The 22394-nt window shown below is 63.6% G+C and carries 28 protein-coding genes; 13 read left to right on the top strand and 15 right to left on the bottom strand.

The annotated features are described in order from the left end of the window. Positions 1–55: 55 nt before the first annotated feature. From cbbX to AC0L3S_RS23180, 3 genes are all read left to right on the top strand, one after another. Positions 56–991 carry a CbbX protein gene (cbbX, locus tag AC0L3S_RS23190; protein WP_473281500.1) on the top strand — a complete coding sequence of 312 codons (936 nt, stop codon included), beginning with the start codon at positions 56–58 and terminating at the stop codon, positions 989–991. Beyond that, positions 988–1725: a ribulose-phosphate 3-epimerase gene (rpe, locus tag AC0L3S_RS23185; protein WP_473281498.1), complete on the top strand. Its 738-nt coding sequence runs from the start codon at positions 988–990 to the stop codon at positions 1723–1725. Before cbbX ends, rpe begins: the two co-directional genes overlap by 4 nt. Before the next feature lie 279 nt (positions 1726–2004). Further along, entirely contained in the window at positions 2005–2217 is a 213-nt protein-coding gene (locus AC0L3S_RS23180) for a hypothetical protein (RefSeq protein WP_473265138.1), read from the top strand. A 113-nt stretch (positions 2218–2330) separates the two neighbouring features. On the opposite strand, the gene AC0L3S_RS23175 is transcribed toward AC0L3S_RS23180, so the two are convergent. Then, positions 2331–3167, bottom strand: coding sequence for a universal stress protein (locus AC0L3S_RS23175; protein WP_473281496.1), 837 nt, complete (start codon positions 3165–3167; stop codon positions 2331–2333). 209 nt (positions 3168–3376) lie between these two features. Here AC0L3S_RS23175 and AC0L3S_RS23170 point away from each other — a divergent pair, with 209 nt between their 5' ends. Then, on the top strand, positions 3377–4912 hold the full coding sequence (locus AC0L3S_RS23170) for a Do family serine endopeptidase (RefSeq protein ID WP_473265140.1): 1536 nt from the start codon (positions 3377–3379) through the stop codon (positions 4910–4912). 270 nt (positions 4913–5182) lie between these two features. Continuing rightward, positions 5183–5545 carry a hypothetical protein gene (locus tag AC0L3S_RS23165; RefSeq protein ID WP_007607279.1) on the top strand — a complete coding sequence of 121 codons (363 nt, stop codon included), beginning with the start codon at positions 5183–5185 and terminating at the stop codon, positions 5543–5545. 6 nt (positions 5546–5551) lie between these two features. On the opposite strand, the gene AC0L3S_RS23160 is transcribed toward AC0L3S_RS23165, so the two are convergent. Both AC0L3S_RS23160 and AC0L3S_RS23155 read right to left on the bottom strand, forming a co-directional pair. Then, entirely contained in the window at positions 5552–5869 is a 318-nt protein-coding gene (locus AC0L3S_RS23160) for a DUF6496 domain-containing protein (RefSeq protein ID WP_473265141.1), read from the bottom strand. 86 nt (positions 5870–5955) lie between these two features. Then, the gene (locus tag AC0L3S_RS23155; RefSeq protein WP_275171690.1) at positions 5956–6186 is read right to left on the bottom strand and encodes a DUF3072 domain-containing protein; all 231 of its coding nucleotides are present in this window, start codon (positions 6184–6186) and stop codon (positions 5956–5958) included. Positions 6187–6301: 115 nt separating this feature from the next. On the opposite strand from AC0L3S_RS23155, the gene AC0L3S_RS23150 reads away from it, so the two are divergent. Continuing rightward, positions 6302–6523 (top strand): hypothetical protein, encoded by a 222-nt coding sequence (locus AC0L3S_RS23150; RefSeq protein ID WP_473265204.1) that lies wholly within the window; start codon positions 6302–6304, stop codon positions 6521–6523. A gap of 18 nt (positions 6524–6541) precedes the next feature. Further along, on the top strand, positions 6542–6748 hold the full coding sequence (locus AC0L3S_RS23145) for a hypothetical protein (protein WP_473281494.1): 207 nt from the start codon (positions 6542–6544) through the stop codon (positions 6746–6748). A gap of 14 nt (positions 6749–6762) precedes the next feature. Here the strand turns inward: AC0L3S_RS23145 and AC0L3S_RS23140 are convergent, their stop codons facing one another. Then, positions 6763–6918: a hypothetical protein gene (locus AC0L3S_RS23140; RefSeq protein ID WP_473281492.1), complete on the bottom strand. Its 156-nt coding sequence runs from the start codon at positions 6916–6918 to the stop codon at positions 6763–6765. Positions 6919–7132: 214 nt separating this feature from the next. On the opposite strand from AC0L3S_RS23140, the gene AC0L3S_RS23135 reads away from it, so the two are divergent. Then, on the top strand, positions 7133–7693 hold the full coding sequence (locus AC0L3S_RS23135; RefSeq protein ID WP_473265205.1) for a type 1 glutamine amidotransferase domain-containing protein: 561 nt from the start codon (positions 7133–7135) through the stop codon (positions 7691–7693). 69 nt (positions 7694–7762) lie between these two features. Here the strand turns inward: AC0L3S_RS23135 and AC0L3S_RS23130 are convergent, their stop codons facing one another. Further along, entirely contained in the window at positions 7763–8011 is a 249-nt protein-coding gene (locus AC0L3S_RS23130; RefSeq protein WP_018456198.1) for a hypothetical protein, read from the bottom strand. Between the two features lie 95 nt (positions 8012–8106). Beyond that, positions 8107–8364 carry a hypothetical protein gene (locus AC0L3S_RS23125; RefSeq protein ID WP_473281490.1) on the bottom strand — a complete coding sequence of 86 codons (258 nt, stop codon included), beginning with the start codon at positions 8362–8364 and terminating at the stop codon, positions 8107–8109. Between the two features lie 138 nt (positions 8365–8502). Here AC0L3S_RS23125 and AC0L3S_RS23120 point away from each other — a divergent pair, with 138 nt between their 5' ends. Continuing rightward, positions 8503–8724: a hypothetical protein gene (locus tag AC0L3S_RS23120; protein WP_018456200.1), complete on the top strand. Its 222-nt coding sequence runs from the start codon at positions 8503–8505 to the stop codon at positions 8722–8724. Here the strand turns inward: AC0L3S_RS23120 and AC0L3S_RS23115 are convergent. Continuing rightward, on the bottom strand, positions 8721–10211 hold the full coding sequence (locus AC0L3S_RS23115; protein ID WP_473265146.1) for an HWE histidine kinase domain-containing protein: 1491 nt from the start codon (positions 10209–10211) through the stop codon (positions 8721–8723). The two genes, AC0L3S_RS23120 and AC0L3S_RS23115, sit on opposite strands and share 4 nt — an antisense overlap. A 13-nt stretch (positions 10212–10224) precedes the next feature. Further along, on the bottom strand, positions 10225–16512 hold the full coding sequence (locus tag AC0L3S_RS23110) for a HAMP domain-containing protein (RefSeq protein WP_473281488.1): 6288 nt from the start codon (positions 16510–16512) through the stop codon (positions 10225–10227). 279 nt (positions 16513–16791) lie between these two features. On the opposite strand from AC0L3S_RS23110, the gene AC0L3S_RS23105 reads away from it, so the two are divergent. Continuing rightward, entirely contained in the window at positions 16792–17073 is a 282-nt protein-coding gene (locus AC0L3S_RS23105) for a hypothetical protein (protein WP_473281486.1), read from the top strand. Between the two features lie 17 nt (positions 17074–17090). On the opposite strand, the gene AC0L3S_RS23100 is transcribed toward AC0L3S_RS23105, so the two are convergent. Further along, positions 17091–17603 (bottom strand): DUF4142 domain-containing protein, encoded by a 513-nt coding sequence (locus AC0L3S_RS23100; protein ID WP_473281484.1) that lies wholly within the window; start codon positions 17601–17603, stop codon positions 17091–17093. Between the two features lie 96 nt (positions 17604–17699). Between AC0L3S_RS23100 and AC0L3S_RS23095 the strand changes: the two genes are divergently transcribed. Then, positions 17700–17894: a hypothetical protein gene (locus tag AC0L3S_RS23095; RefSeq protein ID WP_473265206.1), complete on the top strand. Its 195-nt coding sequence runs from the start codon at positions 17700–17702 to the stop codon at positions 17892–17894. Between the two features lie 314 nt (positions 17895–18208). Further along, on the top strand, positions 18209–18415 hold the full coding sequence (locus AC0L3S_RS23090) for a hypothetical protein (protein WP_027516516.1): 207 nt from the start codon (positions 18209–18211) through the stop codon (positions 18413–18415). Between the two features lie 135 nt (positions 18416–18550). On the opposite strand, the gene AC0L3S_RS23085 is transcribed toward AC0L3S_RS23090, so the two are convergent. Next, positions 18551–18799, bottom strand: coding sequence for a hypothetical protein (locus AC0L3S_RS23085; RefSeq protein ID WP_473265150.1), 249 nt, complete (start codon positions 18797–18799; stop codon positions 18551–18553). A gap of 175 nt (positions 18800–18974) precedes the next feature. Here AC0L3S_RS23085 and AC0L3S_RS23080 point away from each other — a divergent pair, with 175 nt between their 5' ends. Continuing rightward, positions 18975–19142, top strand: coding sequence for a hypothetical protein (locus AC0L3S_RS23080; RefSeq protein WP_473281482.1), 168 nt, complete (start codon positions 18975–18977; stop codon positions 19140–19142). On the opposite strand, the gene AC0L3S_RS23075 is transcribed toward AC0L3S_RS23080, so the two are convergent. From AC0L3S_RS23075 to AC0L3S_RS23055, 5 genes are all read right to left on the bottom strand, one after another. Then, positions 19139–19627, bottom strand: a complete 489-nt coding sequence (locus tag AC0L3S_RS23075; protein ID WP_007607313.1) for a hypothetical protein — start codon at positions 19625–19627, stop codon at positions 19139–19141. The genes AC0L3S_RS23080 and AC0L3S_RS23075 overlap by 4 nt on opposite strands. Next, positions 19627–19974 carry a DUF3147 family protein gene (locus AC0L3S_RS23070; protein WP_473265151.1) on the bottom strand — a complete coding sequence of 116 codons (348 nt, stop codon included), beginning with the start codon at positions 19972–19974 and terminating at the stop codon, positions 19627–19629. The genes AC0L3S_RS23075 and AC0L3S_RS23070 overlap by 1 nt, the downstream gene beginning before the upstream one ends. Next, the gene (locus AC0L3S_RS23065; protein WP_473281480.1) at positions 19971–20555 is read right to left on the bottom strand and encodes a phosphatase PAP2 family protein; all 585 of its coding nucleotides are present in this window, start codon (positions 20553–20555) and stop codon (positions 19971–19973) included. The genes AC0L3S_RS23070 and AC0L3S_RS23065 overlap by 4 nt, the downstream gene beginning before the upstream one ends. Before the next feature lie 99 nt (positions 20556–20654). Continuing rightward, complete coding sequence (locus AC0L3S_RS23060; protein ID WP_473281478.1) at positions 20655–21545, bottom strand: SDR family oxidoreductase; 891 nt, start codon at positions 21543–21545, stop codon at positions 20655–20657. Positions 21546–21766: 221 nt separating this feature from the next. Then, entirely contained in the window at positions 21767–22318 is a 552-nt protein-coding gene (locus AC0L3S_RS23055; RefSeq protein ID WP_473281476.1) for a DUF4142 domain-containing protein, read from the bottom strand. Positions 22319–22394: the final 76 nt, after the last annotated feature.

Here is a 22394-nt window from a genome sequence, read left to right as displayed (position 1 = left end):
GCGGACCACTGCTTCGCCGCTCCCCCGCGGCGAAGCCCTTTTCTTCGAGGTGCCGATGCTGGATGTTCCCCACGCAATGACCACTGAGCCCGGCGAGACCAGTTTCGATCTCCGCAAGGAGGCCGAAGCGGCCGGTATCACCGGCACGCTGCAGCAGCTCGAGCAGGAGCTGATCGGATTGAAGCCGGTGAAGAACCGCGTGCGCCAGATCGCGTCGCTCCTGCTGGTCGAACGCATCCGGCAGCGTGCCGGATTGGCTTCGTCGCCGCCGACGCTGCACATGTCGTTCACCGGAAATCCCGGCACCGGCAAGACGACCGTCGCGCTTCGCATGGCAAAGATCCTGCACGGACTCGGCTTCGTGCGGCGCGGGCAGGTGATCTCGGTGACGCGCGACGATCTCGTCGGCCAGTATATCGGCCACACCGCGCCGAAGACCAAGGAGATCCTGAAGAAGGCGATGGGCGGCGTGCTGTTCATCGACGAGGCCTATTATCTGCACCGTCCCGACAACGAGCGCGACTACGGCCAGGAGGCGATCGAGATTCTGCTGCAGGTGATGGAAAACCAGCGCGAGGACCTCGTCGTGATCCTTGCCGGCTATGGCGAGCGGATGACGAGCTTCTTCGCCTCCAACCCCGGCTTCCGCTCGCGCATCGCCCACCACATCGACTTTCCGGACTATGCGGAAGCCGAGCTGCTCGTCATCGCCGAACTGATGCTGAAGGAACGGGGCTATCGCCTGTCGGCGGCGGCGCGCGAGGCTTTCGAGAAATACATCGCGCTGCGTCGCACCCAGCCGTTCTTCTCGAATGCGCGCTCGATCCGCAACGCGGTCGATCGCATCCGCCTGCGGCAGGCTGATCGCCTGGTGTCCGATCTCGATCGCATGCTCGAGATCGCCGACCTCGAAACGATCGATCCCATGGATGTCCTGGCGAGCCGCGTCTTCAGCGGCGGGGCGGACGCGCAGAGGAGTACGAAGCCATGACGAGAGAAATCCTCATCGCGCCGTCGATCCTGGCTGCGGATTTCGCGCGCCTCGGCGAGGAGATTGTAGCGATCGACGCTGCGGGCGCCGACTGGATTCACTGCGACGTCATGGACGGGCATTTCGTCCCGAACATCAGCTATGGCGCGGACATCATCAAGGCGATCCGGCCACTGACGAAGAAAATGTTCGACGTGCATCTCATGATCGCGCCGGCTGATCCCTATCTCGAAGCCTTCGCGAAGGCCGGAGCGGATGTCATCACGGTGCATGCCGAAGCCGGTCCGCACCTCGATCGCTCGCTCGAGGCCATCCGCGCGCTCGGTAAAAAGGCCGGTGTCAGCCTGTGTCCCGCCACTCCCGAAAGCGCGATCGAATATGTGCTCGATCGTCTCGACCTCGTCCTGGTGATGACGGTCAATCCGGGTTTTGGCGGCCAGTCCTTCCTGGAGTCCCAGCTCGAAAAGATCGGGCGTATTCGAAGCATGATCGGCGACCGGCCGATCCGGCTCGAGGTTGACGGCGGCATCACGCGCGAGAATGCCGCTGCCGCGGCCGCTGCGGGCGCCGATACGCTTGTAGCGGGCTCCGCCGTGTTTCGCGGCAAGAGCAGCGCGGATTATGCCGGCAACATCGCGGCTATCCGCGCCGCTGCGGAAGCCGGCAGGGTTCCGAAGCTGCAACATAGTTTGCCGCAGACGATCCAGACCGGTGAGCCCGCACTCATCCGGTAGACTACCGGATACAGGCGGAGCGAGCCCGCACCGCAATGGTTGTGCCAGGGCGTGCCACTTTGCAGCGGAGACATACGGAGGATGACCCAGAACCCCTAGCCATGGCCTGCGGTAAGGTTCCGAAGCGTTGAGTTCGCGATGATTGGAACTTTCGCCTGAACACGCGTTTGCCTAAAAAGCGAATCGAGCGCGCGGCGGGCGCAGCAAATCTTTTGCACAACCGCCATCGCCCTGACGCAAATGAGGGCAATAAGCTCTGTGAATGCGAGGGAGGGTCTCATGGATAACGTACGTCGCTACCGCGCGCTAGCGTCCCTCTGTCGTCAGCAGGCCGCCTACCGGCCGCTCCAGAGCTGGGAACTGCTCGGGCAGGCCGAACATTTCGAATATCTCGCAGAAGTCGAACTCAAGGCGCATTTCGACGCGTGCAATGCGCCACACGACGAGGACGGCATCGAGGCCACGGGGTGGGAGAGGCCCGCCGCGGCGTGACGGTCCAACTTGTTCGAACATACCCTGAACTTGCCGATGCCGGCACCGCTCAAGGACGCGGTTGTCAGCCCGAACGTCAGCTTGTGACCGGCCCGACCTGGATCGTCCCACGATTAATGCGACATCAGCGTCGGGACCGTCATGGCTTCCAGCATGGCGCGGGTGACGCCGCCGAGGAACCGCTCCTGCAATCGCGAATGGCCGTAGCCGCCCATGACCAGAAGATCCAGGTTCTCATCGGCTGCCAGCGACAGTATGGTCGGCTGAATGTGAGAGCGCGCGGCCGACAGGTTGACGGTGCGGGTCGACAGTCCGCGCCGCCCGAGGTGCCTCGCCAGATTGCGCGTCGAGACTTCGTCGGGAACCATATCTGTTTCGTTGATCGCAATGATCACGATCTCCTCGGCGCGGGCCAGGAACGGTGCGGCGTCGCGCATGGCGCGCGCGGCGAGGCCGCTGCCATCCCAGCAGATGCCGATCCGTTTCGCCTTGAACGCTCCATGGAAGGTGTAGGGCAGGAAAAGCACCGGGCCGCCCGCTTGGAACAGGATCTCGCGGGGCACATCGTTGTCGAGTGAGCCTTGCGCCGGATCTGGCTGGAGCACGATGCTGAGATCGTGCAGCCGCGCCATCTCGCCGAGCAAGCCGACCGCATCCCCCGGCATCGTCCCGAGCGGGTGGCATGTGTAGGAAATGCCGGCGTTCATCGCTTCGCTCTTGAACACCGCGAGCGCGGCCTCGGCCCGCTCCACTGCGCTTTCGCGCTCCATCTCGAACACCGCCGCCACGGCAGCGCCGCCCTCCATCACGTAGGCCGCACTGGTTGCCACATAACCAACCGCGACTGCATCGAGATGGGCGTTGAGGCTCGCTGCGAGCGAGATCGAGCCGTCGATCACCGGGCGCATCGGGCGCTCGGTGGGGATATGGACGAGAATGTCTTTGTACATGACGTGCCTCCGATGGACATCATCCGGTGGCCGCAGTCTTTCACGGTTCGCAGGGCCCGCGTTGAGCTGCATCAAACGTGCAGCCTCGAGTTTTTGACCTTCGCCGGCCCCAGCCACTTTGCCAAGATTTAATCACTTGGACGGGACGCTGTAAGGTGGCGACCACCATGTTGGGTACAGGGCGACTTACCCAACATGGACATATCGACATGAACGATCACGTCAATTCCGACACCACCGCGTCCCGCAAGATCTTGAGGCCGCGCCGGCTCGCGCTGCTCGGCACCGTGGCCGCGCTTGGCCTGGCCGTGCTGGCGACTGCCCCCGGCTCTTCGCCGTTCAGCGCGACCTCCTTCATTGCGCCTGCCCAGGCCGCGGAGAGCGCCGCGACACCGCCGGGCTTCGGCGACCTCGTCAGCAAGGTCAAACCTGCCGTCATCTCGGTCCGGGTCAGGATCGACCAGGACAACGATAAGAGCGCGATGCTGCAACAGAACCGCATGGATTCGGACGAGGCGACGCCGTTCGACCAGTTCTCACGGCAATTCGGCTTCCGCGGCCCTGGCATGGAAGGCATGCCGCGCCAGCGCCGCCAGATGATCACGGGCGAGGGCTCCGGCTTCTTCATCTCCGCCGACGGCTATGCCGTGACCAACAACCACGTCGTCGATCACGCCGAGTCGGTGCAAGTGACGATGGACGACGGCACGACCTACAGCGCGAAAGTGGTCGGCACCGATCCGAAGACCGATCTCGCGCTGATCAAGGTCGAAGGCAAGAAGGACTTTCCGTTCGTCAAATTCTCCGAGCAGAAGCCGCGTATCGGCGACTGGGTCGTCGCGGTCGGCAATCCCTTCGGCCTCGGCGGCACCGTGACCGCCGGCATCGTCTCGGCCAGCGGCCGCGACATCGGCAACGGTCCCTATGACGACTTCATCCAGATCGACGCGCCGATCAACAAGGGTAATTCCGGCGGCCCGGCCTTCGACATGAACGGCAACGTGATCGGTGTAAACACTGCGATTTTCTCGCCCTCCGGCGGCTCGGTCGGCATCGGCTTCGACATTCCTGCCTCGACCGCAAAGCTCGTCGTCGCACAGTTGAAGGACAAGGGCGCGGTCACACGCGGCTGGCTCGGCGTGCAGGTGCAGCCGGTGACGTCGGATATCGCCGACAGCCTCGGCCTCAAGGAGGCGCGCGGCGCGATCGTCGACAATCCGCAGGACGGCAGCCCGGCGGCGAAGGCGGGCATCGAGGCGGGCGACGTCATCACCGCGGTCAATGGCACCGCGATCAAGGATTCCCGCGATCTCGCCCGCACCATCGCCACCCTGGCGCCGGGCACGTCCGTGAAGCTCGATGTCGTCCACAAGGGCGACAGCAAGACGGTGACACTGGCGCTCGGCGAGTTGCCGAACGAGCGGCAAGCTAGAGCCGACGAGAGCAAGTCGCAGCCAGATGCCGGCATGCCGCCGCGTCTCGGGCTCAGCCTGGCTCCGGCCGGCGACGTGCAGGGCGCCGGCCAGAAGGGCGTCGTAGTCACTGAAGTCGATCCGCAAGGTCCGGCCGCACAGCGCGGCATCCAGACCGGCGACGTCATCCTCAATGTGGGCGGCAAGGCCGTCGCCAACATCGGCGATGTCCGTTCGGAGCTGGCGCAAGCGAAATCGTCCGGCAAGCGCAGTGTGCTGCTGCAGGTCAGAAGCGCGCAGGCGACCCGGTTCGTGGCGGTGCCGCTCGCATAAGTCGAAGGTCGATCGGCGTAAATCCAAACAGGCGGCCCCCGGGCCGCCTTTCTTGTTCGCCTTCAGGATTCCGGATGCCGGCCGATAACATTCTCGTTAACGGCAGGGAGGATGACCCGGTTCGTCCGAAAAAGCCGTGTTCGCTCATCACAATTGCGGATCTCGTATGGACTCGGCGGCAATGAAGCCGCCGACGATTGCAAGCGTGGAACTTCGAATTTGCCGCCGCTGAGCTGGGCCGGCCGGCAATTCGTATTGATCGGTGCCGACATGGATCGATTGAAGCTCTCGCTGAGGACTGCGCTGCTCGTGGCGCCATTCGTGCTGTGGGGTGGAAACGCTCTCGGGCGTGACGACGGCCGTTACGCGGACTCTCCCCTCAAGCCATGGTTCGACGGCCTTCGCAGCCATCTCGGCCCGTGCTGCTCGGATGCGGATGGGTTTGCCGTCGCCGATCCCGACTGGGACTCGCACAATGGACATTATCGCGTGCGGCTCGACGGCGAGTGGGTCGAGGTACCGGACGAAGCCGTGATCACCGAGCCGAACCGGGCCGGCCGCACCATGGTGTGGCCGGTGAAGACCGCGTTCGGCGTTTCGATCCGCTGCTTCATGCCGGGCAGCATGATCTGACGGAGGTCAGCGCGACCGTTTGGAGGATTTGCGCTTCGACGTTTTCTTCGAGCTCTTCTTCGAAGTCTTCTTGGACGTTTTCCGAGCTGTCTTCTTTGACGTTTTCTTGGACGTCTTCCGCTTCGCGGCTTTCTTTGGGACCTTCTTGCCCTTCTTGCGCGCTTTCGACAGGCCGATCGCGATTGCCTGCTTGCGGCTCTTCACGCGTCCGCCTCGACCGCCCGGTCCGCTTTTGGCGGTACCCTTCTTGTAGCGCTTCATCTCGCTTTCGACATCGCTGCCGGCGCTGCGCGAGTAGCGGCGCTTCTTTGCCTTGCGTGCCATGCATGTTCTCCCTTGGCCGGGGAAAACCATCCGAGACAGGCATAGTTCCGAAAGCGCGCGCGAACGTCGGGGATACGCGACCCAGCCTAGAACGAATCCGCCAGCTCGATCTCGGCTTCCAGCACCTGAATGCGCCGCGCTGCCTCGCTGGAGGACAGATCCCGGGCATATTGCGCGGGTTGATACGCCTCTTCGCTCAGCCGTTTCAGCCGCAGGCCCTGCGCCCGCGTCATCTGCTCGGTGAGGAAAGCCTTGGCGGTGAGGGAAGTCTTGTCGGTCAGGAAAGTCTTGGCGTCGTATTTACCTTGAACCTGCATGTCGCTTCTCCCTTCTGAAATCGTGACTTGACTATATGTTCTTATTTTGTTCTAACAAGCCATGGACAACAGAATTAATGAAATTCGACGTAAAATCAGCGCCTTGAGGCTGGAAATGGCCGATATCGAGGTGTCCGTCCGCGAACTCGTCGAGCGCGATCGTGACTGCACAGAGAAGGCCCTGGCGCAGATGGATCTGCGCCGGAAAATCAATCTGCTGATCGGCGAATGGAAGGCTGCAGGTGGCGGCGATGTCCTGCCGAATGTCCGCGACAGGATGCGCCTTCGTTCCGCGAAGACATCAGGTAGTCCTCTGCGCGTGGTTGCGCGCCGCTGAAAGCTTTGGGAGCGCACGGTGGAGGAAGACCCGGATGCGTACCGGATTCTGAAGCTGCGCGCCGAGATTCTCGAACTGGGCTCCGCCATCCGGCAGCTGCAACGCGAGGGGCTCGACGACGCCGCGGCCCAGCTCTTGATCGCGCGCAAGCGTGCACGACTCGATCATCTAGTGAAATCAGATCTCGGAGCGTGCCTTAACGTCACTGAGGGCCGACGCAGCTAAGCGAGTTCGTCACGTCAAGACAGGTAGATCAGGGCGCCTTCGGCGTGCCGTCCCAGCAATAGAACGCCCGAGATCAAGAGCCCGAGGCCGGCCGGCAGATAATAGAACGAGCCACCCAAGGCGATCAGCCACGCGCCCCCGATCGCGATGATGATGCCGCAGATGAGCATGATTGCGCCGAGCAGCGGCGCCGCCCAGCGCGAGAGCAATGACCGAACGTTTGCCATTCGCCACCTCGATGGAATGCGGTTCAAACGATCTTCTCGGCGAACGTTCCTGTGGCTGACACAACCTGCCGCACATCCGCGTGAAGCACGCAATCGCGCGGAACGGAAGTCGGCTCGACTGATTGACCGGGCTCCTCTCTCATCAACGGAGTGTTCCATGGAGCTTCAGGGTAAGACGATCGCGATTTTGGCCACGCACGGCTTTGAACAATCGGAACTGGAAGTGCCGCGCGACCGCTTGAAACAGGCGGGCGCGACGGTCCACGTCGTCTCGCTTGCACCCGGCGAGATCAAGGGCTGGGACAAAAAGGATTGGGGTCGGGCCGTGAAGGTGGACAGGACCCTCGACCAGGTTTCCGGCAGCGACTACGACGCGGTCGTTCTGCCGGGCGGGCAGATCAATCCGGACCTCCTGCGGGTCGAGCCGAAGGCGCTGAGCTTCGTCAAGGACATCTTCAACGCGAAGAAGATCGTTGCGGCTGTCTGCCATGCGCCTTGGCTCCTGATTGAAACAGGCATCGCCAAGGGCCGCAAGCTGACCTCATACAAATCGATCAAGACCGATGTCATCAATGCCGGCGCGGCATGGGAAGACTCGGAGGTGGTTGTTGACCAGGGCGTCATCACCTCGCGCAACCCCGGAGATCTCGAAGCCTTCAGCGCCAAAATCATCGAAGAGATCAAGGAAGGTCGGCACCTTCAACGCAGCGCGGCGTGAAGTCAGCGGCTCCCGGAGGGAAAAGCCCCGCGCGGCCGCGGGGCTTTTGTCTGACATCTCGGCGGGGATTTACTTGGTGTTGCTCATGCCGGCCTTGTTGTTCGTCATGGTGCCGCCCTGGTCGGAGCCGGGGCCTGAGCCGCCCTGACCGGAGGGGTCAGCACCCTTGGAGGACTTGGTGTTGGCGCCCGTGGTGGTCTGCGACGACGACATCGAGGATCCGTGTTTCGCCTTGTGCGACTTGGCCTGCACGGCGAACGGTGCGGCGGCCAGGCCGGTTGCCAACATCACGGCAAGAGCGAGCTTGGTAGTCTTCATGTTCGGGAACTCCCTGAGTTGAATTGACGCAGGCAGCCAACTGCCATTCGTCGCAGGAGTTCCGAACAAAGAAGTTCCGGTAAATCCCGCATAGTTCAAGTTTGCTTGTCCTCTGCGAGGATGAATACGACGCCGGTCAGTGTCGCGCCGATCGCGAACGTCGTCACCAATGTGAGGGCGAACACGACCACGGCCTGCCTTCCGCCATGACTCAGCAAATCGGCGACGCCGGGATTGGACAGCACGAGCAAGAGGCTGAAAGCGAGCCCGAGGGCTGCGCCCATCATGGCGTGCGTCATCAGCTTGATGAGCCCGCTGGGAGAGATCAGGTCCGACGACTTCTTCGCGCGCATGGAACTCTATCCCAATCTGGCATGCAACGCCTGCGTCACTCGCCGGTTCCACCCGCATGAAGGAATTGTCATAGTCCGCTTCATCCGACGTTCATGCCGGGCCTGCAAGAATGACCGCGCAACACGGGAACATTCGATATGGGTAAGGTGGTCTTTCTCTATCGCTCTCTGGCTTATCGTAACGCCGCTGCGGACATCCTCCGCAAGGCGCGGAAGCTGCCCCGCGGGGCGGAGCGAAGCGCGGCGTGCCGCTATGCCAAGGCGCTGCGCGATCTCGCCCAAACGGAAGCATGGCTCGAAGGACGGGTCGCGCGCGAACCGCAAACGACGCAGCGCAGGAAGAGTGCGGCCTCCGGCTAACCGGACGCGCGCTGCAATTCGGCAGAGCTGGCGGCTTCGAAGTTGCCGGGCGCGGTGGTCGCGGCAGTCTTGCGGACCAACGGTACCTCGAGCCGGCACAACAGACCCTCGGCCCGCCAATCGAATCGCGCCTGCCCGCCAAGCTGGGACTCGACGCTCGCAAGCAGGCTCCGCGTACCAAAGCCGCGGGATTTCGGCGTCATGACAAGCGGGCCGCCGGATTCCTCCCAGGTCAGCGTGAGCAACTCGTCCGCGACCTGCCAGCCGATCGCGAGCCGTCCCGTCCGCGTCGAGAGCGCGCCATACTTCGCCGAGTTGGTGAAAAGCTCATGCAGCGCCAGCGCCAGCGTCTGGGCGGTTGCCGGCAGCAACTGAACTTCGGACCCCGCCAATTTGATCTGGCCCCCGAGGGAATAGGGCGCAAGCTCCTCGTCGATCAGCTTCGAGAGTTCGGCGCCCTGCCAGCTCGATAGCGACAGGATCGTATGCACGCGCGCCAGTGCATTGATGCGTCCTTCGACGGCGCTGACATAGGCTTTGACTTCGTCGGCGCGGGTGAGGCGCACGATCGATTGCGCCAGCGCCAGCGCATTCTTGGCGCGATGATCGACTTCCCGCGCCAGGAGAGTCTGCCGTTCCTCGGCGCGCTTGCGTTCGGTGATGTCCACCGTCACGCCGCTGACGCGCATGACCCGACCGCTATCGTCAACCGTGGCGGCGGCCGTGCCGACACACCAGCGCACATCGCCGTCGGGCCGCACGATGCGGAACTCCGTTTCATAGGAGCGTGTGCCCTTGTTGAATTCGGCAATCGCCTTGCGCAATTGATCGACGTCATCCGGATGCAACAGCGCCTGAACGTTGGCCGGATTCACCTCGAAGCTCTCCGGGCCAACACCAAAGATGCGGTATTGTCCCTCGTCCCACATCCAGTCGCCGGTGATCCAGTCCCAATCCCAGGAGCCCATCTTGCCGGCGGCGATTGCCATGCTGCGCCGCTCTTCGCTCTCGCGCAGCTTTGCAGTGGAATTCTCCAGCTCGGCGGTGCGTGCACGCACGCGGTCCTCGAGATCCTGGTTCAGTCGTTCGAGTTCGCGAGTCTTGCGATAGAGCTCTGCAAACACCTTGACCTTGGCGCGCAGCACCTCCGGCACGACAGGCACGGGGACGTAGTCGACGGCGCCCATCTCGTAGCCGCGCAGGCGGTCGATGTCGCTGACTTGAATGGCCGAGATGAAGATCATCGCGGTCTTCTGGAAGCGCGGGTGCTCGCGGATCATCGCGGCGAGCTCGAAGCCGTCGAGCTCGGGCATGCAGACGTCGACCAGGATCACCGCGATCTCGGTCTTGAGCAGCACCTCCAGGGCCTCGCGACCGGACGAGGCGATCACGAGATTCTGGCCGAGATCCTTCAGGATCACCTCATAGGCGAGCAGCTTGGCCGGCTGGTCGTCGACGAGGAGGATGTTGACCTTTTCGTGGTCCATACGGGCATCCAACTCAGCGGTGCAGCCACATGCGGATTGCAAGCAGCAATTGATCGGTGTTGACGGGTTTGGCGAGATAGTCGGACGCGCCGGCCTCGAGACATTTCTCGCGGTCGCCCTTCATGGCCTTGGCCGTCAACGCGATGATCGGAAGACGGGCGAAGGTCGGGTTTTCACGAATGACGCCGATCGTCTGATACCCATCCATCTGCGGCATCATGATGTCCATCAGCACGATGGCGATCTCCGGGTTGGATTCGACCAGGGTCACCGCCTCGTTCCCGGTCGTGGCCGTCAGCACCTTCATGCCGCGCCGCTCCAGCACGCTCGACAGTGCGAAGATGTTGCGGGCGTCGTCGTCGACGAGCAGGGCGGTCTTGCCGATCAGGTCTTCGTCGGAACTGTTCAGCTTCTCGAGCATGCGCTGCTTCTCGACCGGCAATTCCGTGATCACGCGATGCAGGAACAGCGCGGTCTCGTCGAGCAGTCGCTCCGGCGATTCCACGCCCTTGACCACGATGCTCCGCGCCATGGTGTGGAGTTCCGCATCTTCCTCGGCCGACAGCTCGCGGCCGGTGAAGACGACGACCGGAACATTCGATAGCGCGTCATCGTTCCGGATCTGGTCCAGCACCTCGAAGCCGGTCATGTCGGGTAGGCGCAGGTCGAGCACGACGCAATCACAGGGCTTCTCACGCAGCATCGAGAGCGCGTCGGCACCGGTTCCGGTCGTCACGATCTCGATGTCGTCGTGGTGCAGGAGCTCACGGATCGAGAGCTGCTCGGCCTCGTTGTCCTCGACGATCAGCAGCCGCTTGCGCCGCGGCCGCGCATATTCCTTGATCTGCGTCAGCGCGGCCGAGACACCCTCGGTCGTCGTCGGCTTGTTGACGAAGGAGAAGGCGCCGCGCGCCAGCGCATGCTGGCGGTCCTCGTCGAGCGTGATGATCTGCACGGGGATGTGGCGGGTCAGCGGATTGTGCTTGAGCTGGCTCAGCACAGTCCAGCCGAGCATATCCGGCAGGAACACGTCGAGCGAGACGGCTCTCGGCTGGTACTGCTTTGCAAGTTCCAGCGCCTCTGCGCCGCGGGCGGCGACCAGCACCTTGAATCCCTTGTCGCGCGCGAGATCGACCAGCACGCGCGCATAGTGCGGGTCGTCCTCGACGATCAGAAGGATGCTGTCGCCGGGTTCGAGGTTGAGCCGGTCGTCGGGAAGCTGCTCGATCACGCGCTGCGGTTCGGCTGTCGCGGGCTGCAGCGCCGGCGGCTGGCTCTGTTGGGGCGTGGCGCGGGGCGCGAGCGTCGGGCCGGAATATTTCAGCGGCAGGTAAAGCGTGAAGCACGAGCCCTTGCCCGGCAAGCTGCGCAGGTGGATCTCGCCGCCGAGTAGGCTTGCGAGCTCGCGGCTGATCGCAAGGCCGAGGCCGGTGCCGCCATATTTGCGGCTGGTGCCGGCATCGGCTTGCTGGAAGGCCTCGAAGATCAGTTTCTGCTTCTCCAGGGGAATGCCGATGCCGGTGTCGGACACTTCGAATGCGATCACCGCCGGCGCCGAGTTCAGCACGGGATGATCCGTGCCCCAGCCGCCGACCGCGGCGGCGACCTTCAGGCGCACCTCGCCTTCGGCGGTGAACTTGAAGGCGTTGGAGAGCAGGTTCTTCAAAACCTGCTGCAGGCGCTTGGAATCGGTGACGAGGCTACGCGCGAGATTCGGATCGACGTCGATCTTGAACGACAAATTGCGGTTCTCCGCCTCGTGACGGAACGGCCGCCCGACCGTCTCGAGCAGGTTCGCGGTCAGGATTTCCTCGGCGTCGACCGTCACCGTGCCGGACTCGATCTTGGAGAGATCGAGAATGTCGCTGATGAGATTGAGCAGGTCGGTGCCGGCGCCGTGGATGGTGCGGGCGAATTCGACCTGCTTGCCGGTAAGATTGCCGTCCGGATTGTCGGTGAGCTGCTGGCCGAGGATCAGGATGGAGTTCAGCGGCGTGCGCAGCTCGTGGCTCATATTGGCCAGGAATTCGGACTTGTACTTCGAGGTCAGCGCGAGCTCGGTCGCCTTTTCCTCCAGTGCGCGACGGGCCTGCTCGATCTCCTGGTTCTTGCGCTCGACTTCGACGTTGCGCTCGGCGAGCTGCTGCGCCTTCTGTTCGAGCTGGTCGTTGGTCTGCTGCAATTCGCGCTGCTGGGTCTGGAGCTCGCCGGCGAGCTGCTGCGACTGCTTGAGCAGGCCTTCGGTCTGCATCGTCGCCTCGATCGAGTTGAGCACGATGCCGATCGAGTCCGTGAGCTGCTCCAGGAAGGTCATCTGCGAGGTCGTGAAGGAGGTGAGCGAGGCGAGCTCGATGACCGCCTTGACCTGTCCTTCGAACAGCACCGGCAGCACCACGAGGTTCTTCGGCGCGACGCGAAGCAGCGCCGAATTGATCGGCACCACGTCGGGCGGGATGTCCGCAATCACGCGCGGGCGCCGGTCGAGCGCGCATTGGCCGATCAGGCCGTCGCCGAATGGCAGCACGCGCGGATACGGATAGACGCCGTCGCCGGCATAGGAGGCAAGCAGCAGGAGCCGCGGACTGTCTTCGTTCTCGACCTGATAGATCACGCCGGTATGCGCGTTCACCAGCGGCGACAATTCGGTCAGCAGCAGGCGACCGACGGTGGTGAGGTCGCGCTGGCCCTGAAGCATGTTGGTGAATTTCGCCAGATTGGTCTTCAGCCAGTCCTGTTCGGTGTTCACATCCGTCGTGAGACGGAGGTTCGTGATCATCGTGTTGATGTTGTCTTTCAGCTCCGCGACCTCGCCACGGGCGTCGACCTGGATCGACCGCGTCAGGTCGCCCTTGGTCACGGCGGTCGCCACTTCCGCGATCGCGCGCACCTGCGAGGTGAGGTTGGCCGCCAGCAAATTGACGTTGCCGGTGAGATCCTTCCAGGTGCCCGCGGCGCCGGGCACGTCGGCCTGACCGCCGAGCCGGCCCTCGACGCCGACCTCGCGCGCCACCGACGTCACCTGGTCGGCGAAGGTCGCGAGCGTCTCGGTCATGTTGTTGATGGTGTCGGCGAGCGCCGCGACCTCGCCCTTCGATTTCACGGTGAGGTTCTGCTTGAGGTCGCCGTTGGCGACGGCGGTCACCACCTTGACGATGCCGCGGACCTGCTCGGTCAGGTTCGCCGCCATGAAGTTGACGGTGTCGGTGAGATCTTTCCAGGTGCCGGCGACGCCGGGCACCTGGGCCTGGCCGCCGAGTTCGCCTTCGGTGCCGACCTCGCGGGCAACGCGCGTGACTTCGCCAGCGAACGCATTGAGCTGGTCCACCATGGTGTTGATGGTGTTCTTGAGCTCGAGGATTTCGCCCTTCACGTCGACGGTGATCTTGCGCGACAGGTCGCCGCGCGCGACGGCGGTGGTGACTTCGGCGATGTTGCGGACCTGGGTGGTGAGGTTCGCGGCCAGCAAATTGACGTTGTCGGTGAGGTCCTTCCAGGTGCCGCCGACGCCGGGCACGACGGCCTGGCCGCCGAGCCGGCCCTCGGTGCCGACCTCGCGTGCGACGCGCGTCACTTCCGCGGCGAAGGAGCGGAGCTGCTCGACCATGGTGTTCAAGGTGTCCTTGAGCAGCAGAATTTCGCCGCGCACGTCCACCGTGATCTTCTTCGACAGGTCGCCGCCGGCGATCGCTGTCGCGACCTCGGCGATGTTGCGGACCTGCGCCGTCAGGTTCGAGGCCATGAAGTTGACGTTGTCGGTGAGATCCTTCCAGGTGCCGGCAACGCCGGGCACCTCGGCCTGGCCGCCGAGCTTGCCTTCGGTGCCGACCTCGCGCGCGACGCGCGTGACCTCACCGGCGAAGCCGTTGAGCTGGTCCACCATGGTGTTGATGGTATTCTTCAGCTCCAAAATCTCGCCACGGACGTCGACAGTGATCTTGCGCGAGAGGTCGCCGCGCGCCACGGCCGTGGTCACTTCGGCGATGTTGCGGACCTGGGCGGTGAGGTTGCCCGCCATCGAGTTGACGCTGTCGGTGAGGTCCTTCCAGGTGCCGGCGACGCCGGGCACGTTGGCCTGGCCGCCGAGCCGACCTTCGGTGCCGACCTCGCGCGCCACGCGCGTCACCTCGCCCGCGAAGCGGTTGAGCTGGTCGACCATCGTGTTCAGCGTGTCCTTGAGCTGAAGGATCTCGCCGCGCACGTCCACGGTAATCTTGCGCGACAAGTCGCCGCCGGCGATCGCGGTCGCGACTTCGGCGATGTTGCGGACCTGCGCGGTGAGGTTGCCCGCCATCGAGTTGACGCTGTCGGTGAGGTCCTTCCAGGTGCCGGCGACGCCGGGGACTTCGGCCTGGCCGCCGAGCTTGCCTTCGGTACCGACTTCGCGCGCGACGCGCGTGACTTCGCCGGCGAAGGCGTTGAGCTGGTCCACCATGGTGTTGAGCGTTTCCTTCAGCTGAAGGATTTCGCCTGACACGTTGACTGTGATCTTCTTCGACAAATCCCCCTTGGCCACCGCGGTTGCGACTTCGGCGATGTTGCGGACCTGGCCGGTCAGGTTCGAGGCCATCGAGTTGACGCTGTCGGTGAGATCCTTCCAGGTGCCGGCGACGCCGCGCACCTGGGCCTGGCCGCCGAGCTTGCCTTCGGTGCCGACCTCGCGCGCGACGCGCGTGACTTCGCCGGCAAAGGCGTTGAGCTGGTCCACCATGGTGTTGATGGTGTCTTTCAGCTCCAGGATTTCGCCGCGGACATCGACGGTGATCTTTTTCGACAAATCGCCGCCGGCGACCGCGGTCGTCACCTCGGCGATGTTACGGACCTGCGCGGTGAGGTTCGAGGCCATCGAGTTGACGCTCTCGGTCAAGTCCTTCCAGGTGCCGGCGACGCCGAGCACGTTGGCCTGACCGCCGAGCCGGCCCTCGGTGCCGACCTCGCGCGCGACGCGCGTGACTTCGCCGGCGAAGGCGTTGAGCTGGTCGACCATCGTGTTGAGCGTTTCCTTCAATTGAAGGATTTCGCCGGAGACGTTCACCGTGATCTTCTTGGAGAGGTCGCCGCTCGCGATGGCGGTGGCAACGTCGGCGATGTTGCGGACCTGCGCGGTGAGGTTCGACGCCATGAAGTTGACGTTGTCGGTGAGGTCCTTCCAGGTACCGGCGACGCCCGGCACCTGGGCCTGGCCGCCGAGCTTGCCTTCGGTGCCGACCTCGCGCGCGACGCGCGTCACTTCCGAGGCGAACGAGTTGAGCTGGTCCACCATGGTGTTGATGGTGTCCTTCAGCTCCAGGATCTCGCCACGCACGTCCACCGTGATCTTGCGCGACAGGTCGCCGCGCGCCACGGCGGTGGTGACGTTGGCGATGTTGCGCACCTGTGCGGTGAGGTTGCCGCACATCGCGTTGACGCTATCAGTGAGATCCTTCCAGGTGCCGGCGACGCCGGGCACGATGGCCTGGCCGCCAAGTTTGCCGTCGGTGCCGACTTCGCGCGCGACGCGCGTCACTTCCGAGGCAAAGGAACGGAGCTGGTCCACCATCGTGTTGATGGCTTCCTTGAGCTGAAGGATCTCGCCGCGGACGTCGACCGTGATCTTCTTCGAGAGGTCGCCGTTCGCAACCGCGATCGTCACCTCGGCGATGTTGCGAACCTGGTTGGTCAGGTTGTTCGCCATCGAGTTGACGCTCTCGGTCAGATCCTTCCAGACGCCGGTCACCTCAGGCACCTGGGCCTGGCCGCCGAGCTTGCCCTCGGTGCCGACCTCGCGCGCCACGCGCGTCACTTCGGACGTGAACACGCCGAGCTGCTTGATCATGGTGTTGACGATGGTCGCCGACTGCAGGAATTCGCCGCGCAGCGGACGTCCATCGACGTCGAGCTTGACGGTCTGGAGCAGGTCGCCCTGAGCCACGGCCGCGACCGCGCGCGTCACCTCGCGCGTCGGCCACAGCAAATCGTCGATCAGCGTGTTGACGGAGCCTTCCATGTCGGCCCAGGAGCCGGAGGCCAGGCCGAACTTCACGCGCTGGCGCGTCTTGCCCTCGCGGCCCACGACCTGGCCGACCAGCTCGAGCTGCTGCGCCATGCGCTGATTGGCGGCGATGATGTCGTTGAAAGTATCGGCGAGCTTGCCGTCGATGCCGAGATAGTCGCCGCTCATGCGCACGGAGAAATCGCCGTTGCGCATGGCCTGCAGGGCGAGCAGCAATTCTGCCCGGGAATCGGGCTCCGACATGCCGTTGGTTTTTGGCTTTGGAACGCGACGACCGGAACGTGATGCAGATCCGGGATCGAGGTCGCTCATAATTTGTCCCCCGCAGGCGTCGGCCGATTCCCAGGCGAGACGCGGTTTATCAAAATAGAGCGTCAGCCAAATTCGAAATCAAGCGCCAACGTCACGGCGCCGGAAGTGGAACCTGCTTTGCTCAGCCCGATTAACATAAGTGCGATCCCCCGGAATGGTTCCATCCGGTTCCAGTCTTTGCGGGCCGGCAGATCGGTTTGTTTTCAGCGACTTGGTCATCTGCCTTCCGGAACGGAGCGCCCGGCGTGCCGTTAGCCCGCAGATGCAGGGAGAGCGCACATGAAAGCAGGATTTGCCGTCATCGGGACCGTGATGTTGTTGGCCGGATCGGCATTGGCGCAGAGCGGGGCCCCCAGCGGCCGCGGGGCCGTCACCGGCGATCCCGCGGCCAGCTCTGCCACCCCACGCGCGGACACACCAACCACGGGTACGTCCACCCGGTCTAATCCCAGCGGTAGCGGCACGTCGAGTTCGGGCGGCAAGGATGACAATGGGGATGCCGGCCGCGACAAGATGCTGGAGGGCAACCGCAGCGGGCGGTCGGAGAGCCGGCAAAAGTAAGGGGTTGCTTGGCAGCCCTATTTGTCCGCCATGGTGCGTTCGGCGTCCTTGACCTGTGAACGCAACATCGGGAGCTGCTCACGCGCGAACGCTGCAAGCGCGGCATTGTCGGGCGCCTTGAGATAGCGTTCGAGCAGGTCGATCACAGATTCATATTCGGGAATCTGCGCGGCATAGAAGCTTCTGACGAAAGTCGGCCCGTCCGAGGTTTCGGGCTCGACCAGGCTCGCGCTCGCCGGGGTCGTCTTGGTGATGCGCGGTTCGGCGCCGATCGCCTCCTGAATCAACTTCAGAGCCTTGTCGCGCCGGGCCGCTTCTTCGGCGCGCAGGGCGGCGAGGTTCTTGACCTCGGCATTGCCCTTGAGGTCGGTGCTCTCCAGCAGACCCTGCTGGAAGCGGCTGAAAGTGTAGAGATCGCTGATGGTCTCGGTTGCGGTCGGCGTGCGGCCGGCCGGCCTTCGCTCCCCGGTGCTGTCGGCAAGCGCGGCCGTGCTGATGAACGCCAAAACCATCGCGAGGAGAATCCGCATGGATATCCAATGGCGGACGGCAGTCGAAAGTTCCGCAGATGTTACCATCCGGTAAGGGCGGTTGCGACGCGACGGTTCCGTCCCCAATTCATCTTCATGAAACAGTCCGAGATCTTCAGGGATAACGCCGACAACTGCCTCCAGCTCGCTGAGCGCGCCGAAGGACAGCCGTCACACAATCGTTTTCTGCGCATGGCGAATGCGTGGACGGCACTCGCCGACGAGCAGGATTGGCTCGACGGCGAGGTGCCGCCAGTTCCAGCCCGCGTCCTTCAAAAGCAGGATGCGTAACGCTCTCGTTTCGTGGATCTGCGTGTGAGACTGCTCACGGACGGCAAGCAGGATCATTCGCAACAGTCGATCGCGTTGATTTCCTATTCCAGGAGGTTTTTGCAATGGCTCCACGTCTGGCTCTTCTTTCGCTCATCCTCGCCTTTGGCGTGTCGGTCGCGTTCGCCACCGTGACGACGGTGCGGCAGGTGCACCATGAAAATGCATCGGCCCCGGTGCACTCAGCGCACAGTTAGCAGTCTGATCTCGCGGATCGGAACCTTCGACGCTCCGGCGCGTAAGCGCTTCGAGACAGCAAAGAGGCGAGAGCTATCATGGCCCATTCCGACCAAGGCATCATCAGAGATCAACGCGGTGAACAGCAGCCGCGGGACAAGCAGCGTGCGCAGACCGTGCACAAGTCGGAGCCAACGGGCTCGCCCTCTCGTGAGGCCACGCGCGATCCCAAGCTGAATGACAACAGCAAGACGCCCGGCTCCGGCATGGCGCCGGATGATTCCGGCGACGCGCCGAGCGGCTAATTCATCAGGAACGAATTTGCACGCAAAGAGTCGAGGGATTGCTTCCGGTTGTCATGCCCCCGGTGATCCGGAAGCAATCTCCAAGGACGGCCCTGGCACCCGTGCCGGGGCCGTTTTCTTGAGCATCAGGCTGGACTAATCCTCGGCCTCGCTCTGCGGATGTGGTTGCGTATGGCCGTCCGGGCCGCGCCCGAAAACCCCGAACCTGCTCGATTTGACATTAGGCCCTGCATCGACAGCGGCGGTGGCCAGTCCGAGCTTGAGGAGCTCGCGGACGGCCGCGGCTCGCGTCGGCATGCGATGTTTGAACCGGAAGTCGTCCACCGCGGCCAGTTCTTCCGGTGACAGCATGACCTGGAGCCGCTCGGCGCGAAGGTCGTTCATGATCAATCATCCAAAATGAGCAAGTTGAGTAGTTTACTCAACGAACTCATTCGGCCGCGGTTCCACAAGATGCGGCTACGGTGCCAAGTGAGTAAAAAACATAGCAAGTTCAATAAGTTATATGATGCAAAGGTTCTTGGGCGGGTATATACTCCCGGCAAATGGGAGAGACGTCATGACGAACGAAGTCAGATTGCCCCGCATACATGTCGAAGAGAGCGACGCACCCAAGCCGGTGCGTCCGAGCCACCAGAAGGTCATCGAGCAGGTCGAGCGCTGGGCCAACAGCCCGGGCCTTCAACCGCCGAGACTGCAGCTGGCAACGCAGGCCAAAGCGGGCTAGCGCTTCGCAAGGGGAGAGCCCTTGGCCGATAGTGAATGCGCTGATCGGTGCGGTTTGCGGGAGACGATGCGCAGCTTGCGCCTGAGCCACCAGGCCAAGACCGAAACGAAGGCCCAGACTATCAACGCGGCAGCGAAAGCGCCCGGAACGCTTGCAGCCACGGTGAAATGAAAGACGGCGGCGAATGCCAGGAGACCGATGCTTCCCCAGGCGGCACCAGCTGCGTCGAGCCCGGCGGCCTCTTGCCCGCGGCGCGTGCCGCTGAGGCCGGCCTTCTCCTTGGTGCGGCGTTCATGGCTTTCGACGAGCGTGGCGCTCGCGCAGAAGATGGCGGGAAGCGCAAGAAAAAGTCCGCCGACGGACACACCGAAGCGCGCTCCCAGAACCCCCGTGAGCACGGTCGCCAGGCCACCGAGCAGGAAACGAATGCCGTATTCGTACCAGCGTGTCTGCTTGAGCGCGGAGAGCGACAGCTTGACCGGCATCAGGCCGCACCTCCGAAGCCGGCGAGCAGTCCGAAGGCGACCGCAAGCCAGACGATGACAGCGAGGACGGTCGCGGGCAGCGCGGACAGACGATATCTGATCAGCAGATGGCAGACCACGACGCTGTAGCAGCCGAGCGCGACCGCGCCATAGATCATCGTCCAGCTTTCGGCCGCGGCATATTGGGGGCCGTGCTGGACGACGGCGATGCCGAGCGTCGCCAGTGCGACCGACGGTGCTGCGCCGAGCAACCCCGCAAAGCTTTTGGGTTTGAGCATGTCGCCCAAGATCGCAAAAGCGGAGACGATGATGCCACCGGCGATGAAGCGCAGGACATATTCGGTCACGGCCGTTTCCGCCAATTGATCTGCTTGCGAAACGATTGTGTCAGTGTCCATGGCCGCAAGAGTCTCTCTACGACCGCGCCAAGCGCAAAGCCTGTGACCACGTCGCTTGCCCAGTGCGCGAGCACCGCGATCCGTGTCAGCGACAGCGCGATCGCGGCTGTGCGCAGCAATCGGCGCGGCGTCTTGGGCAGCAAGCCCGCCGCCGAGGCAAGGGCGCCCATATGGACCGCGTGACCGGAGGGGAAGGCGTCGCGCGCCCGTCCTGAGACGGGTACTCCATGCCCGTGCCCGCGTATGGTCAGCCGGTCTGGCCTGGTCTGATCGAACACGGATTTCAGGAGATGCGGCAGGACGGCCGTTGCCAGCGACACGGCCAGAATGTGATTTGCCACTGGCCGCTGTTGCGGCTGTCGGATGTGAGTATAGAGCCACCCTATTGCGGCCAGCGCGAGCAGCACGTGCTCGTCGGCGGCCCAGGTCAATGTCTGCGCCGTGTGCTCGACGCCTGAATTGGTGTGATCAGCGATCGTATCCGCGATCGCGGTATCGATCCGGCTGGGTTTGACCTCTACCAATGCCATCTGTCTGCAAGCGTAATGTCCTTTGTGACAGTTTTGTAAAGCCCGGAGACAAAGAAGGTTCCTGGGCTCTGCCGCGTGACATCAGCCTGCAGCGCCGGGCTATGGCTGTCCCGATCCGCCAGCGGACCCATACACCTGGCCGGTCGCATAGCTCGCGTCGGCCGCGGCAAGCTGCACGTAAATCGAGGCCAGTTCGGCGGGCTGGCCGGGACGGCCGAGCGGCGTCATGCCGCCGAATTTTTCGAGCTTCTCCATTGTAGCGCCGCCGGAGACCTGGAGTGGCGTCCAGATCGGTCCCGGGGCGACGCCATTGACGCGAATGCCCTTGGAGGCGAGCTGCTTCGCCAGCGACTTTACGTAATTCATCGTCGCCGCTTTGGTCTGCGCATAATCGTAGAGATCGGGAGAGGGATCGTAAGCCTGCTCCGATGTCGTGCCGATGATGCACGAGCCGGGCTTCAAATGCGGAAGCGCCGCCCTGATGATCCAGAACGGCGCGTAGATGTTGGTCTTCATGGTCGCGTCGAAGTCTTCCGAGGAGACGTCGAGAATGGACGCACGTGTCTGCTGCCGCGCCGCGTTGCAGACGACGATGTCGAGTCCGCCGAGACCGTGGACGGCCTGCTCCACCAGCTGCTTGCAGAAAGCCTCATCCTTGAGGTCGCCGGGAATCGCGAGCCCGGTGCGCCCTTCCTTCTTGATCAGCGCGATGACGTCCTGCGCATCCGGCTCTTCGGCCGGGAGATAGTTGATGGCGACGTCGGCGCCTTCGCGTGCATAGGCTATCGCAGCGGCGCGGCCCATACCGGAATCGCCGCCGGTGATCAGCGCCTTGCGGCCCGCGAGCCGCCCAGAGCCCTTGTAGCTGCTCTCGCCGTGATCCGGTGGCGGCTCCATCTTGCCGGCAAGGCCAGGCCAGGGCTGCGACTGTTTTTTGAACGGCGGCTTTGGAAAACGACTGACGGGATCGACGAGTTTCTGCTCGGCCATGGATGTGTCTCCTTTCGCTGTCGAAGAGGCCAGCGAAGCAGCAGCGAGCGTTGCGCTCGCCGCTTGGACGACGTGCCGGCGGGAAAGTGAAGTCTTGTCAGGATTAGTCATGAGAGGCTCCGCGCTTTTGCGAACGCCAATGCGCGGCGCGAGGCATCGTTGCTAGACGGAAGGACGCCGGAAGATCCGGCGTCCTCAAACAAAGTTTACTTGAACCAAGTTTACTTGGTCTGGCCGACGCTCGGCGCCTTGCCGAGCTCCTTGGCCATGTCGAGATGGTGCTTGAGCGCCGGCAGCGTCTTGCCGGCCCAATCCTTCAGGTCGGAATTGTCGCCGCCCTTGGCGTAACGCTCGAACAGCGAGACCGCGTCCTCATGGGCACTGACCTGGTACGAATTGTAATCCGAGCTGAAGTCCTTCCCATTCGCACTCTTGAGCTTGTCGAGCTTGCTCTGGTGCGAACTGTCGAGCGCTGTCGGCAGGGTCGCCTTCACCTTGCCGCCGCTGACGAGGCCCTTGAGTTCGCTGCTGGTCTTGGTGTGGTCGGTCACCATCTGCTGCGCAAAGGTCTTCTCCTGCGCGTTGCCTTTCTGCTGGGCGAGCTTGCTCGACTCGATTTCGAACATGTCGCTGATGGCGGCTTCCTTGACGAAGTCGGCGGTGGCAGGCGCGACGCCGAGCGCCGAGTTGACGCCGGTTTTCTCGCCGAGCGACTGGGCGAGCGCGGGACCTGCGAGAAGCACGCAGGCAGCTGCGATAATCATTCGTTTCATGGTCCGATCCCTTCGAATGGGCGCGCGGCCTCTCGCCGCGCGCGACGTTGCGGCCACCAACACGCTGCAGGGGCCG

The organism is Bradyrhizobium sp. Ken01 (assembly GCF_055807355.1).
Note: the sequence above shows the minus strand (reverse complement) of the source record. Positions and strands in the feature narration are given on the sequence as shown.